This is a genomic window from Ensifer sp. (genome assembly GCF_031989085.1).
Lineage (GTDB): Bacteria > Pseudomonadota > Alphaproteobacteria > Rhizobiales > Rhizobiaceae > Ensifer.
The window spans coordinates 19,339-33,043 of the sequence record NZ_DALZXU010000008.1 but is presented as its reverse complement, the minus strand read 5'-3'; the positions used below and the strand labels follow the sequence as shown (position 1 = coordinate 33,043).

The following is a 13,705-nucleotide window of genomic DNA, read 5'->3' as shown; positions in this document are numbered from 1 at the left end:
ATGGGACGACTTCACTACGATTTTTCCGGCGAGCACGTGCTCGTCACCGGCGCGAGCCGGGGTATCGGCCGCGCGGTGGCGGAAGGCTTCGCGAGCGCAGGCGCCGATGTCACCATCCTGTCCTCCGGTTCGGGCATCCATGAGACTGCCGCCGAAATGTCGGCGCAGTTCGGCCGCAAGGTGGAAGCACTTGAATGCGACATCACCGACAGTGCCGCGGTGAAGGCCGCGCTCGCACCACTCGGGCGCATCGACGTCCTCGTCAACAATGCCGGGCTTGAGCGTATCACGCCGCTGCTCGATCCCGATCCGGCAATCGAGGACACGTTCCGCCGCATCACCGACATCAATACCAACGGCACCTTCTACGTCACGCGCAATGCGGTGCCGCACATGGTGGAGGGCGGACGCATCATCGTCACCGCCTCGATCTGGAGCCGCGTCGCGGTGCCGGAATTTGCCGCCTACATCACCTCCAAGCACGCCAATCTCGGCTTCACCCGGGTGATGGCGAAGGAGCTCGGGTCGAAGGGCATCCGCGTCAACGCGGTCTGCCCCGGCTGGGTGCGCACCGAAGCCGCCATGCTGTCCCTGAAGAACATGTCTCTGCGCACCGGTCGCAGCGAGGAGGACCTTCTGGCCGAAATCGTCGGCGCGCAGGTGCTGCCCGGCCTGCTTGAGCCCGAGGATCTCGCCGCTCCCTATCTCTTCCTTGCTTCCGATGGGGCAAAGGACATGACCGGCCAGGGACTGATGCTCGATCGCGGTGAGGTGATGGCATGACCCGGCGCGTTCTCGTCACGGGCGCCTATCGCGGCATCGGTGCCGCCTGCGCGCTTGCCTTTGCAGCCACCGGTTCGCGCGTCGCGCTCGCCGATATCCGCCAGCCCGATGATACGGCAGTATCGGCCGCCAAGGCCGGTGCTGCGGAAACGCTGGCGCTTGCCTGCGACGTCTCCGACGAAAACGCCGTCCTTGCTGTCGGCGAAGCGGTCGAGAAGGCGTTCGGCGGCATCGATGTGGTCGTGCACTGCGCGGGCGTCATCCACGAGGCGCCATTGCTGGAAACGCCGGTCGCCGATTTCGACCGTGTGATCGCCATCAACCTGCGCGGCAGCTTCCTTGTCGGCAAAATGGCGATCAGCCTGATGGATGGCTCGGCGGAAGCGCCCGGCCGGGTGATCATGATCGCTTCGGACATGGCCTATTACGGCCGCGAGACCTTCTCGCCCTATGTTGCCTCCAAGCACGGTGTCCTCGGCCTGGTCCGCTCCTGGGCGAAGGAGTTTGCGCCGCGCATCCTCGTCAACGCCATCTGCCCCGGGCCGATCGATACCGAAATGCTTGGCGCTGCCAACATGAGCGCCGAGTGGCGCGCGCGCGAGCTCGCCATTCCGCTCGCCCGCTTCGGCAAGCCGGAGGAAATCGGCGAACTGGCGCTGTTCCTTGCCGGTTCCGGCGGGCGCTACTTCACCGGCCAGGGTGTCGGCAGCAATGGCGGGAGCATCATGCCATGATCAGGAACCCCATTCCCTGGCCGAACGGCGCGAAGTGCGCCGCTTGCATAACCTTCGATATGGATGCCGACAGCCTCATCCATATCGCCCACCCCGAAGATGGCCATAGCCGCGTCGCCGGGATCTCCATGCTGCAGTATGGGCCGAAGGTGGCGATCCCGCGCATCGTCGAAACCTACCGGCAGCTCGGCATCAAGCAGACCTTTTTCGTGCCCGCCTGGTGCATAGAGAAGTACCCGGAGGCGATCGAGGCCATTCTGGAAGGCGGCCACGAACTTGCCCATCACGGCTTCCTGCACGAGCATCCGCGCGAGCTGTCGGATGAGGACGAGGCCTATTGGCTGGATCGCAGCATCGAGGTGATCGTGAAGGCGAGCGGCCGCCGGCCGCGAGGCTGGCGAGCGCCGCTCTACAATTTCTCGCACCGCTCGGCCGACCTTTTGGTCTCGCGCGGGTTCGAGTACGACGCCTCGCTGATGGGAGACGATATTCCCTATCTCCTGGAATGCGACGCCGGACAGCTGGTGGAGCTGCCCTCGCACTGGGGGCTCGATGACTGGCCGCAATATGTCCAGTCCATGGACCTCGACTACATGATGCCCATCCGCGCGCCCGAACAGGGTTTTGCCGCCTTCGCGCAGGAGTTCGAGGCCGCCTACCGCTACGGCGCGCTCTGGGTGCCGGTGGTACATCCCTTCGCCACCGGTCGCCTTGCCCGTTGGGACGTGGTGCACCGGTTCCTCGAGCAGGTTCTCCAGCGCGGCGACGTCTGGTTCGCGCCGATGGAGGAGATCGCTGCGCATGTGCGCACGGTCGTCGACAAGGGGCTGTGGTCGCCGCGGATCGATCGGCTGCCCTATTACGCCGAACCCGTTCGGGTTCGGTGACGCTAGCGAGATAAGACGTTTGACGGAAGGAGGCGAGATTTGCTGCGCGGCATCGGCTTTGTGGTGGCAGGCAAAGGTGAAAAGGACGCGGACGGCGAAACGGCCGCCTGCCTCGTCCTAGCCCGCTATGCAATGCGGATGCTGCGTGGCGCCGCAACCTTCCTGATTTCGTCCGTTCGGCGGATGTTGCGCCGCGATCGAGGATTTCGGGACTGAGGCATCCCTCAGTCCCGACCTGTCAGAGCCCGCGTCTTTGCGCACGCCACGCACGGATATCCTCGGCGCTCGCCTTGCCGCCGCGCGGACCATGGATCGTGACGGAGCGCGAGGCGGCGGCGATGGAAAAATCGAGCGCCTCGGTAAAGGACTGCCCTTGGGTCAGGCACCAGGTCAAAGCTCCGCCGAACGTATCTCCGGCACCCGTCACGTCGACGACGTCGACCGGGTAGCCGTTTGCCTCAAGGCGCGTCTCGCCGTCATGGGCCTGCGCACCGTCGGCGGCCAGAGTACGCACCACCCAACCGATCTCGTGGTCCTGTATCCAGCCGGCGATGCGGGTGATGTCGTCATGGCCGAAGGCGGCGCGGAAGCCGACCTGGTTGAAGATGACGACGGCAGCGCCCCTGAGATAGGGCAGGTCTTCCGGAGCGCATCCGCCGACATCGAGGTCGAAGATCGCGCGGCGTTCGTGGCGCCTGAGATCGGCAACGAGATCGGCCTGCTTCAGCACGCCGCCGTCGGTCTGCGCATGCAGCCGGCGCACCCGGTAGAGTGTCGTGTAGAGGAAGCCTGGCTGGCGCAGGGCTGCAAGCGTTGCCGGGGGGAGCCACATTGGCTGCTCACCCATCTCGACCGTCAAGACGACGTGCTCGCCGTCGATGAGGAAGATGAGATTGCGCGATTCCGCAACGGCGCGATCGGTCAGCATGTGGTCGGCAGCGACGTCGTTCTTTTTCAGGTCGTCGATGAGGCGACGCGAGAGCGGGCTGTCGTTAAGCAGTGAAATGAACTGGGTGTCGCCCCCCAGCGCCGCGTGCACGACGGCGGCGTTGGCAATGGAGCCACCGATTTCGGCCGGCAATTCGCGGACCATGCCCTTGTCTGCCCGTCCGGGCCAGCGGTCGGCCGTGTAGTATTCGTCGAGCGCGACATCACCGATGAAAAAGGCAGTCATGTCGGCTGCCCTTGCATGACCTGCACTCGGCGTGATCCCCCTTCGACCGGCACCCACGGGCTCTCGCCCAGGCCACAGACCGCCATCCAGTAATAGGGCGTCGGGCCGGCGGCACCCCGGCAGGCGTCGTGCCAGACACCCCGGTTCATCACCACCGCCTTGCCCGGCGTGATGATGAACGCCTCGATGTCGGCGGCAACGGGAGCATCGGCGGCCGATGCGGGTGCAACCGCAAGAACGATCGCTTCGCCGGCGCAGAAAATCGCCTCCTCGGTCAGCAGATGCCGTTCCATCGCGGCGCACGACCATGGCGCTCCCGGCGCACGCGTGATGCCGAGACGGGGCGAACCTTCTACCAGCGGGATACGGGTGAAGCCATCATGCCATCCATCGCCCGTCGTCCAGATCACCTGTGCGTCGAGATCGTCGACGAGGTCATAGACCTTGCCGTAGCGGGCAAAATTCTCAGGCGTCACGGGGCTCGCCGCAACGGTGTCGGTGCTCATGCTGCGCTCCGTGCGGTGCGCACGACGCGCATAAGCCGCGCCACATGGCCCGCCTCAACCCGGCCGGTATCCTTATGGTCGTGCTTGAACCAGCTTCCGACGACGGCGCCGTCCGCATGCGCGAGCTGCTCGACGGCATTTGCTTCCGTGAGGCCGGCGCCGATGAGAAGCGGCACGGTTCCACCGGTGGCCGCGCGGAAGCGCGCCACCTTGTCCATATCAGTCGGCTGGCCGGTGGCATCCGACGTCACCACGAGGCCATCACAGCGCGCCGCCCCCAGGCGGACGTCGTCTTCTTCGGATCGCCCCGAAAGAACCGGTTGATACTTGAACCGCACGCCACCCAGCAACAGTGCCGGCACGCCGGCGCGCCTGGCAGCAAGGTCGGCGGCAAACGTGGCATCGTTTTCCGGCGGCAGGTGCCCGGCGACGGAATCCACCTGAATGAAGGAGACGGGGAAGCGCGCCGCAAGCGCGAAGGCCCGCGCATCGTCGCGCAGCACGTTGACGCCGATCCGTGCGCCGAGGTCGAGGGTGCACAGCCGCTCGAGCACGCGCTCGACATCGTCGGCATCGCCAAAGTAGTTTTCGACCACCAGCCCGTCGACACCTTCGCCGGCCATGATGCGGGCCTCTTCTTCGGCCTGGGCGCATTTTGCGGCGGGTCCGTCGCCGGTCAGGTGCAGCATGCCGAGGATGGGTTTCGGGGTTGTGAAAGTGTCGCCAAAACGGCTCATGTCAGTTCTCCTGGGTCGCGCCGCCTTCATGCGGGCGCGGTATCGCGCCCCCAGCGCGTTGCGAATTTCATCTGGACGGCCGGCGAGTAGACGATCGACGTGCGCTCGACCAACTGGTCGTCGGCATCGAGCACGTCTCCGCTGGCGCAAAGATAGCCCGGCACTGAAGGCGCCGGGGCAAAGACCTCCCGAAGACGATCGGACGGCGGCACGACGGTGAGCAGCAGTTCCGAGCGAAGGGGATGGCGGTCGTAATCGCGGCGCAGCACCTCGTAGAGGGATTGCGCGCCGAAATCGTAGGCATCGATGCCGGGGTAGAGGGCAAGATCGAGCTGCGAGGTGTCGACATTGAGCCAGCTGATCGTCTCGCCGTTCGCAAGGCCCCGGGCACGCACCAGGAAGAGCTCGCCGTTTTCCACCCGGTGTTCCAGCACCCGTGTTACCGGGCGCTGGCCCTGGCGCCGGGCGAGCTCCGTGAAGCTGCCGAAGTTCCAGATGTTGTGGCTGATCGGCCGATGCGAGACGATGGTGCCGCGACCGCGCACCTGCTGAACCAATCCTTCCGACACCAGGAGCGCCATCGCGTTGCGGACGGTGGTCCTGGCGATGCCGAACTGGTCGCGCAACTGGTTCTCCGAGGGGATGGCTTCCCCTTCGGAGAAGTCACCGCTCAGAATGGCGGCACGCAGGGCCCGGTAGAGTTGCCGGTAGAGCTGTTCGCTCGAAAAGGAATCGAGGCGAAAGCGCGACAGCCGATCATCCGGGCTTTCGGTCGTTGCGTTGGCGTCTGGCGTGGAAGGATGGGTCAAGGCAGGCTCCGGCAAGGGGTTACTTCGTGGCTCCGTTTATCTTGAACTCCTCGACACCCGCCTCTTTCAAGCCGTGGCGGTCGAGGATCTGTGCATAAGTGCCGTCTGCCTTCAGCGCATCGAGCGTTGCATGCACCGCATCGCGCAACTCGCCATTCGCCTTGGCGAAGGCGATGCCGTAGTGGTTGATCTCTCCGACGTCGCCGATCTGGTAGAACTTGCCCGGTTCCTGCTTGATCAGGTCGAGAAGTCCCTCAAGCCCGATGACCGAGGCCTGGGCGCGGCCCTGGCGGATTTGCATGATGTGCTCGGCCTGGGTCGGGATCTGGATGACGGTGATCAGCTTGTCGGCCGGGCAGATCGACTTTCCAAGCTCTTCCGCCCAGGTGACCCAGCTCGTGCCGGTGGCCACGGCGACCGTCTTTCCGCAAAGGTCGGCCTCGGTCTTGATCTCACTCTGATGATCGAGCGTCGTGTAAAAGACGTTGCCGGTCTTGAAGTAGTCGATGAAGTCGAGCTGGCCCTGGCGCTCGACCTTGTCGGAAAAGGCAGTGATGATCATGTCCGAACGGCCGGTGACGACCTGCGGAATGAGCTGCGGAAATTCGACGTTCTGGAATTCTGCCGTGAGGCCGAGGCGTTCGGCGATCGCCTTGGCAAGATCGATGTCGAAGCCCTTGAGCTCGGTCGAACCGGCGTCGCTGTATTCCATCGGCGGATAGGCAAGGCTGATGGTGAAATTGAGCTTTCCGGCCGAGCGAACCGCTTCGGGCAGGGCGGCCGCGAGCTTTTCGTCGGCGGCGTGGGCGGCCACGCCGGATGCGAGGCTGATGAATGTGGCTGAGGCGAGCCCCAGGACCATCGGCAACAGTCGTTTCATTTCCGTTCTCCCTTTTTTGAACTTTGTTGATCAGGCCAGCACGCGGCTGAGGAAACTGCGCACGCGCGGGTCGCCGGGGTCGCTCAGGACCTGCTGGGGCGCGCCCATCTCGCGGATTTCGCCGTCGATCATCACCACGACGCGGTCTGCCACCTCGCGGGCAAAACCGATCTCGTGTGTCACGACGATCATGGTGGTGCCACCGCGCGCCAGGTTGCGCATCACTTCCAGCACCTCGCCGACGAGTTCGGGGTCGAGGGCGCTGGTCGGCTCGTCGAACAGCATGACGCGCGGTTCCATCGCCAGGGCTCTCGCAATCGCGACGCGCTGCTTCTGGCCGCCGGAAAGCTGCGAGGGGTAGCTTGAGGCCTTGGCGGCCATGCCAACCTGCTCGAGCAGGCCCATGGCGCGGGCTTCGGCCTCGTCACGGCTGAGACCGCGCACGACCATCGGTCCCTCGATGACGTTTCCGAGCACCGTGCGATGGGCGAACAGATTGAAGTGCTGGAACACCATGCCGAGCTGGCTCTGCTGGGCGCGCAAGCGCTTGACCGGCAACTCCTGAAGCGCGCCACGGTGAAGCGCATAGCCCATGATCGAACCATCGACCCAGACATAGCCGCCATTGGGCGTTTCCAGATGGTTGATGCAGCGCAGGAACGTGCTCTTGCCGCTGCCGGATGGACCGAGGATGCAGAGCACCTCGCCATAGGCGACTTCGAGATCCAGGCCCTTCAGGACCTCGTGGCTGCCAAAACTCTTGCGGATACCGACCGCCTTGACTGCGAGGCTCATGCTTCCCCCCTTGCGGCCGGCCGGCGCACCCAGGCCCAGAACCCGCGGCGATCGCTGCTGGCTGTGGCGGCGTCGCGGCCGAAGTGACGTTCGAGATAATATTGGCCGATCGAAAGCACGGTGGTTCCGGCCAGATACCAGACGGCGCAGACGAACAGGAGTTCGATCACCGCACCGTTGATGAAGTAGATGCGCTGTGCGGCGTTCAGCATCTCGCCCATGGCGATCGTGGCGGCCAGCGAGGAGAATTTCAGCATGCCGATGGCGCTGTTGCCGAGCACCGGCAGGATCAGGCGCACCGTCTGGGGCAGGATGATGCGTCGCATGGTCTGGCCCGGCGTCATGCCGAGCGTGTGGGCCGCTTCCTTCTGACCGCGGTCGACGGAGCCGATACCACCGCGCACCACCTCGGTGAGATAGGAGCCTTCGTTGACGCCGAGCCCCAGGACGGCTGCCACGAACGGCGTGACGACATCCACCATGCGCTCATCGACGAGGCCCGGAATATAAAGGCGAGGAAAGACCAGCGCGATGTTGAACCAGATGAGCAACTGCAGCAGCACCGGCGTGCCGCGGAAGATCCAGACATAGAGCCACGCTGCAAAGCGCAGGATCGGGTTTTCCGAAAGCCGCATGATGCCGAAGGCAAAGCCAAGGGCCACGCCGAGCACCAACGCGCAGGCCGAAATCAGCAGTGTCCAGCCAAATCCGGTGACGATGACGCCGGCGGTCAGGAACTGCCCGACGACGGTCCACTGGATCTGCCCGACCGCGAAGGCCCGGCCGATGACGGCAAGCAGCAGCAGGACGAGGCCGCCGCTGATCCAGCGGCCGGGGTGCCGCAGGCGACGGACGGTCACATCCGGGCCGGGCAGATCGGTCAGCGTCAGGGCTGCGGGTGAAGAGTGAGGCAAATGAGGCATGAAATCCACTTGTAGGGTTAGGCCTACAACTTACTACGGACGCTTTCGCCTGGTGTCAAGCGACATTGTGAGCGCCTTCCGGGAGAGGCGCGACGCCGCTGGACGCGGAAAAAATGCGGCGATCCGGATATCAGCGCGTCCGCCGCCTGCTTTCCGTGATCGCTTGCGCCAGCGTTTCGGCTGCGCGGGAGGGCTTGTTGCGAGGATAGGCAATATGGAAAATGTCCTCGAAGGTCAGGCGCTCGGGGGCGAGCACGCGCAGCCGGCCGGTGCGAACCCATTCGTCGGCATAGTGATCGGGAAGGAAGCCGATATAGGCGCCGGACAGGAGGAGGAGCAGCGTCCCTTCCATGTGCGGCGTCGCCGCGGCCCAGTTGAAGTTCACGCCGCAGATCGTTTGCTTGAGCATGTAGGTACGCCCGGCGAAGGATTGGGATTCGAGCTCGCCGTCGGTCAGTTCCGCGTCCGGCCGGGCAAAGAGCGGATGGCCCACGGCACAGTAGAGTTTCTGCACCTCGGAAAAGACCACCTGGCTGCGGAAATGCGCGGTGACGTTGCCGACGGACGGCATCAGGACGATCTGGTAGGAACCGTTCAGCAGGCCCTGGTTCAGCACCTGCGGCGCGGCGACGTCGATTTCCAGATGTACGCGCGGGGCCTGGGCGTGAAAGGCGGCCAGTGCGCCCTGGAGGTCGAGGTCGCGATTGGTGATCATCGCATCGACGGTGCCGAAGCTCAGGCTGCCCGTCAGTTCCCCTTGCGCCTCGCCGATGCGGCTTTGAAACTTTTCAAGCGAGCCGAACAGTTCGAGCGTGGCGTCGTAGACGAGCCGTCCTTCGTCGGTGAGTTCGAAGCCGCTGCGCCCGCGACTGCAGAGGCGCAGGCCCAGCCGTTCCTCCAGATGACGCATATGGGTGGAGATGGTCGCCTGCGTCATGCCGAGAGCGGATTGGGCGGCGGAGAAGCCGCCGTGCTGAACGACGGAGGCGAAGACGCGCAACAGCCTGAGCTCGGCGTCGCCAAGCGAGAGATTGAGAACGCGGTGTCGAACCTTGTTGATCATCCATTGATAAATGCACAAGTGAACATGTAATCATAGATACTTTTAAATGTTTTGGCCTTTGGCACACTCCTTCTCACCTTTGGAGGAGGGGACATGACCAGCAATTCCTATGAGACCGGTCGTCTGAACCTGCCGTTTGTCGGCATCTGCACCTTCGGCAAATATCCCTACCAGCCGGACTGGGATGCGATCGACGCCGACGTGGCCATCCTCGGCGCCCCCTTCGACTGCGGCACCCAGTGGCGCGCCGGCACCCGCTTCGGACCGCGCTCGATCCGCGAAGCCTCCACCCTCTTCTCTTTCGGCCATGGCGGCGCCTATGACCATGAGGACGACGTCACCTATCTGCCGAGCGGCGAGGTCTCCATCGTCGATATCGGCGATGCCGACATCGTCCACACCGACACGATGAAGAGCCATGCCAACATCGAGTTCGGCGTGCGCAAGATCCTGGAGGCCGGCGCATTGCCGGTGGTGCTGGGCGGTGATCATTCGATCAACATCCCCTGCGTCAACGCCTTTGCCGAGGACTGCGAAAAGAACGGCCCGATCCATATCGTGCAGATCGACGCCCATCTCGATTTCGTCGACGAGCGCCATGGCGTGCGCTACGGCCATGGCAACCCGATGCGGCGTGCAGCGGAAAAGCCCTATGTCAGCGGCCTGTCGCAGCTCGGCATCCGCAATGTCTCCTCCACCGCCAGGGAAGGCTACGAGGATGCCCGCAAGATGGGCTCCGACATCCTGTCGGTGCGCCAGATCCGGGCGCTGGGCACGGATGGCGTCGTCGAGCGCGTGCCGGCCGGCGTCCGCTACTATGTCACCATCGACATCGACGGCTTCGATCCGTCGATCGCGCCGGGCACCGGCACGCCGTCGCATGGCGGCTTCATCTATTACGAGGTGCTGGAGATCCTGGCGGCACTCGCCAAGCGCGGGACCATCGTCGGCATCGATCTGGTCGAGGTCGCCCCCGACTACGACCACACCGGCGGCACATCCATTCTGGCCGCCCAGGTTCTCATGAACCTCATCGGCCGCGTCATGCAGGCAAGAGCCGGAAACCGCTGATCGAAGACACCCGGAAGGGCCGGCATGCCCACGGCTGCCGACGAGGAGGAAAAGACATGGACGAAAGCGTCCGCAACTATCTGGATCACTATGGTGTCAGCGATGCGACGCGGCGTTTTTTGGCAAAACCGCAGAAGATGTTCATCGGCGGCGCCTGGGTCGACAGCGGCAATGGCGCGACTTTCGATATTTTCGAGCCGTCGACCACCGGCCTGATCACCTGCGCGCCGTCCGGCACCACCGATGATCTCGACCGGGCCGTGCGCGCCGCCCGCGCGCAGTTCGATGGCGGCGCCTGGCGCCTCCTGAAGCCGCTCGAGCGCGAGCGGCTGCTGCATCGCCTTGCCGATCTCATCGAGACCCACGCCGACGAACTGGCGGAGATCGAAGCCATCGACATGGGCAAATCGGTAACCTTTGCCCGGGAGATCGACATTCAGGGCACGGTCGATACCTTTCGCTACTTCGCCGGCTGGCCGACAAAGCTGCATGGCCGCACCGTCGAGCCGTCCATTCCCGGCAACTACCTCGCCTATACGCGCAAGGAGCCGCTCGGCGTCGTCGCCGCCATCGTACCGTGGAATTTCCCGCTGCAGACCATGGCGTGGAAGCTCGCGGCCGCCCTTGCTGTCGGCTGCACCGTCATCGTCAAGCCGGCGGAACTGACCTCGCTGTCCACGCTGCGCTTTGCCGAACTGGTGCAGGAGGCCGGCATTCCCGATGGCGTGGTCAATGTTGTCACCGGTCGCGGCAGCGTTATCGGCGCAGCGATGTCGACCCATCCCGGCATCGACAAGGTCACCTTCACCGGCTCGACCCCGGTCGGGCAGGAGGTCGGCCGCGCGGCTGTCGGCAACCTCAAGCATGTCACGCTGGAACTCGGTGGAAAATCGCCGGTGCTGGTGCTCGACGATGCCGACCTGCAAAGTGCTGCCCGCGCGGTGGCGAACGGTGTGTTCTTCAACTCCGGCCAGGTCTGCGATGCGGGCACCCGTGTCTACGTCCAGAAATCCGTTCACGACGCTTTCCTCGAAGAGCTGGTTGCAGTCACGCGCACGCTGACGCTCGCGCCCGGCCTCGACCGCGATTGCTACATCGGCCCGATGGTCTCGGCGCAGCAGAAAAAGGTCGTGTCCGACTATATCGAAGCCGGCCGTCGCGGGGGCGCCCAGCTGATCCATGGCGGGGGCAATCCCGACCGGCCCGGCCATTTCGTCGAGCCGGCGATCTTTGCCCATTGCAGACCGCAGATGACCATCGTGCGCGAAGAGATCTTCGGGCCGGTTCTGGTCACCAGCCCCTTCGAGACGCTGGATGAGGCGGTTTCGCTGGCGAACGACACACCGTTCGGCCTGGCCGCCGCGATCTACTCCAACGATCTCGCGCGCGTGCACACGCTCATCCCGCGCCTGCATGCGGGCTCCGTCTACGTCAATGCGCACAGCACGATCGATCCGTCCATGCCCTTCGGCGGCTTCAAGGCTTCGGGCTTCGGCAAGGACCTCGGCCCCGAACAGCTCGACTACCTGATGGAGACGAAGGCCGTGTGGATCACGCTGCCGTAGTTGTCGGGCGGCTACGGAAAATTCTGCGGGTCGCCGCCCATGGGCGGCCCGGTTCACGAGACCGTCGGCTGATGGAGCCGCATTTGCTCGCGGAAAGACGCCAAAGGCGCGACGCGACAGGGGAACGAACTATGGAAAACGATGTTGCCTGGCAGAACGAACTGGGACGCCGCGCCCGTATCTATGAAGACATCGAGGCCGGTCACCGCTTCGAAGGCACGATGAGCAGGCTCGACTATGCCGGCATGACCGTGCTGACGCTCGTGCTGGTCCTCGGCTTCTGGTTCTGGGGGGCGTGAGATGACCGATCATGTTGCCGGCGGCGGGCTTGCCGCCGCAGAAATCCAACGCCAGGAAGCGTCCGAAAATCGTGCCGCCGCCGAACGCGGCGATGCACCGCTCCTGCCGTCCGAACGGCTCTGGGGCTTCTGGGAGTTCACCTATGCCAATTCGGCGCTTGCCATCGCCACCTGGGCGTTCCTGATCGGCGGTTCCGTCGGTCTGTTCGTCGGGCCGAAGGAGGGCATTGCAGCCATCATCATCGGCAATATCGTCGGCGTCATGCTGACGGCGCTGGCCACCACGCCCCTTTCCGGCCGCTACGGCATCGAGCAGTTCGTCGCGCTGCGCAGCCAGTTCGGCTACAACGGCAGCCGCATCGTCTACGTGCTGGCTGTGGTGGTGCTGACCATGGGCTGGCTCGCGGTGCTGGCCATGATGTTCGGCCGCTCGATCGACGGATTGACGGCGCTGAGTTCCGGCGAGGCCGCCAATCCCACCGGCGTTAAGATGATCATCGCCGCCGTGGGCGCCATCCTCGTCACCTGGTTCATCGTCGCCAAGGGGCCGACCTCGATCAAGTTCTTCAACATGGTCGTCTCGCCGGCACTGGTGATCCTGATGATCGTGATGCTCTACCTCATCCTTCAGCATCGTTCCTTCGGCGAACTGCTGGCGATGCCGGCGCTCTCGCCCCCCTTCGAAGACAACACGCTCAATTTCATGATCGCCGTCGAGGTGAACCTCGCCGCCGGTTTCTCGTGGTGGCCCTATATCGGCAACCTCGCCCGCCTGACGAAGAACGAACGCACCGCCTTCTGGCCGAACATTCTCGGCATCTTCGGTGCCGCAGCTCTCGGCGAAATCGTTGGTCTTCTCGCCGCCGTTGCGCTTGGAGACAGCGACCCGACGATCTGGATGACCAAGATCGCAGGCCCGATCATCGGCATCATCGCTCTGCTGTTCGTGGCTTTTGCCAACATGACCTCGATGGCAAACATCCTCTACACGTCCATCGTCGGTCTGCGCCAGGTGGGAACCGCCACCATTCGAGCCATCTCGTGGGGTGCGATCCTTCTTCTCTTCTGCGTCATCCCGCTCGGCCTCGTGGTCTTTTATCCGCAGATGTACGACGGCTTCTTCATCTTCCTCGTGTGGACCTCGGCCCTCAACTCCGCGCTCGCCGGCATCGGCATTGCCGACTACTTCTTCCTGCGCGGCCAGAAACTCGACATGCGCAGCCTGCATGGGCCGCAGGAGAAGGGCCCCTATCGCTTCTGGGGCGGCTTCAATCCCATCGGCCTTTTTGCCCTGGCGGTCGGCTTCGGCGTCTACGTGCTGGTGTTCAATCCGCAGACGCTCGAAAGCCTTCCGGCCTTCAAGTACCTCACCGCCTCCGTGCCATCCTGCCTTGCGGCCGGCGCGGTCCACTATGTCCTGACCCGGCTTTTCGCCCGCGGGCGCGGTTGGGGCCTCTATCCGTAACATCGGGATGTCAG

At 64.4% G+C, this 13,705-nt stretch carries 16 protein-coding genes; 8 read left to right on the top strand and 8 right to left on the bottom strand.

The window, feature by feature from the left end; all coding sequences use genetic code 11:
- From RTP54_RS25075 to RTP54_RS25060, 4 genes are read left to right on the top strand one after another with little or no spacing between them, the layout of a single operon-like run.
- Window positions 1-783, top strand: a complete 783-nt coding sequence (locus RTP54_RS25075) for an SDR family oxidoreductase (protein ID WP_312366286.1) — start codon at window positions 1-3, stop codon at window positions 781-783.
- The gene (locus RTP54_RS25070; RefSeq protein ID WP_312366285.1) at window positions 780-1,517 is read left to right on the top strand and encodes an SDR family oxidoreductase; all 738 of its coding nucleotides are present in this window, start codon (window positions 780-782) and stop codon (window positions 1,515-1,517) included. The genes RTP54_RS25075 and RTP54_RS25070 overlap by 4 nt, the downstream gene beginning before the upstream one ends.
- Entirely contained in the window at window positions 1,514-2,404 is an 891-nt protein-coding gene (locus RTP54_RS25065) for a polysaccharide deacetylase (protein WP_312366284.1), read from the top strand. Before RTP54_RS25070 ends, RTP54_RS25065 begins: the two co-directional genes overlap by 4 nt.
- A gap of 39 nt (window positions 2,405-2,443) precedes the next feature.
- Window positions 2,444-2,620, top strand: a complete 177-nt coding sequence (locus RTP54_RS25060; protein WP_312366282.1) for a hypothetical protein — start codon at window positions 2,444-2,446, stop codon at window positions 2,618-2,620.
- 22 nt (window positions 2,621-2,642) lie between these two features.
- Here the strand turns inward: RTP54_RS25060 and RTP54_RS25055 are convergent, their stop codons facing one another.
- From RTP54_RS25055 to RTP54_RS25020, 8 genes are all read right to left on the bottom strand, one after another.
- Window positions 2,643-3,578, bottom strand: a complete 936-nt coding sequence (locus RTP54_RS25055) for a carbohydrate kinase family protein (RefSeq protein ID WP_312366280.1) — start codon at window positions 3,576-3,578, stop codon at window positions 2,643-2,645.
- The gene (locus RTP54_RS25050; RefSeq protein ID WP_312366278.1) at window positions 3,575-4,084 is read right to left on the bottom strand and encodes an ureidoglycolate lyase; all 510 of its coding nucleotides are present in this window, start codon (window positions 4,082-4,084) and stop codon (window positions 3,575-3,577) included. The genes RTP54_RS25055 and RTP54_RS25050 overlap by 4 nt, the downstream gene beginning before the upstream one ends.
- Window positions 4,081-4,821, bottom strand: coding sequence for a BtpA/SgcQ family protein (locus RTP54_RS25045; protein WP_312366276.1), 741 nt, complete (start codon window positions 4,819-4,821; stop codon window positions 4,081-4,083). Before RTP54_RS25045 ends, RTP54_RS25050 begins: the two co-directional genes overlap by 4 nt.
- A gap of 26 nt (window positions 4,822-4,847) precedes the next feature.
- On the bottom strand, window positions 4,848-5,630 hold the full coding sequence (locus RTP54_RS25040) for a GntR family transcriptional regulator (protein WP_162719550.1): 783 nt from the start codon (window positions 5,628-5,630) through the stop codon (window positions 4,848-4,850).
- A gap of 19 nt (window positions 5,631-5,649) precedes the next feature.
- Entirely contained in the window at window positions 5,650-6,510 is an 861-nt protein-coding gene (locus RTP54_RS25035) for an ABC transporter substrate-binding protein (protein ID WP_112818183.1), read from the bottom strand.
- Between the two features lie 30 nt (window positions 6,511-6,540).
- Entirely contained in the window at window positions 6,541-7,305 is a 765-nt protein-coding gene (locus tag RTP54_RS25030; protein ID WP_112812305.1) for an amino acid ABC transporter ATP-binding protein, read from the bottom strand.
- Window positions 7,302-8,228 (bottom strand): amino acid ABC transporter permease, encoded by a 927-nt coding sequence (locus RTP54_RS25025; protein WP_112812307.1) that lies wholly within the window; start codon window positions 8,226-8,228, stop codon window positions 7,302-7,304. Before RTP54_RS25025 ends, RTP54_RS25030 begins: the two co-directional genes overlap by 4 nt.
- Before the next feature lie 130 nt (window positions 8,229-8,358).
- On the bottom strand, window positions 8,359-9,291 hold the full coding sequence (locus RTP54_RS25020; RefSeq protein WP_112818184.1) for a LysR family transcriptional regulator: 933 nt from the start codon (window positions 9,289-9,291) through the stop codon (window positions 8,359-8,361).
- 93 nt (window positions 9,292-9,384) lie between these two features.
- Here RTP54_RS25020 and speB point away from each other — a divergent pair, with 93 nt between their 5' ends.
- From speB to RTP54_RS25000, 4 genes are all read left to right on the top strand, one after another.
- Window positions 9,385-10,362: an agmatinase gene (speB, locus tag RTP54_RS25015; RefSeq protein WP_312366270.1), complete on the top strand. Its 978-nt coding sequence runs from the start codon at window positions 9,385-9,387 to the stop codon at window positions 10,360-10,362.
- 56 nt (window positions 10,363-10,418) lie between these two features.
- On the top strand, window positions 10,419-11,927 hold the full coding sequence (locus RTP54_RS25010) for an aldehyde dehydrogenase family protein (protein ID WP_312366268.1): 1,509 nt from the start codon (window positions 10,419-10,421) through the stop codon (window positions 11,925-11,927).
- A 131-nt stretch (window positions 11,928-12,058) separates the two neighbouring features.
- Window positions 12,059-12,226, top strand: a complete 168-nt coding sequence (locus tag RTP54_RS25005) for a hypothetical protein (RefSeq protein WP_112812243.1) — start codon at window positions 12,059-12,061, stop codon at window positions 12,224-12,226.
- 1 nt (window position 12,227) lies between these two features.
- A complete protein-coding gene (locus RTP54_RS25000) occupies window positions 12,228-13,691 on the top strand; it encodes a cytosine permease (protein ID WP_112812244.1) in 1,464 nt (487 codons plus the stop codon).
- The last annotated feature ends 14 nt before the right edge of the window (window positions 13,692-13,705 follow it).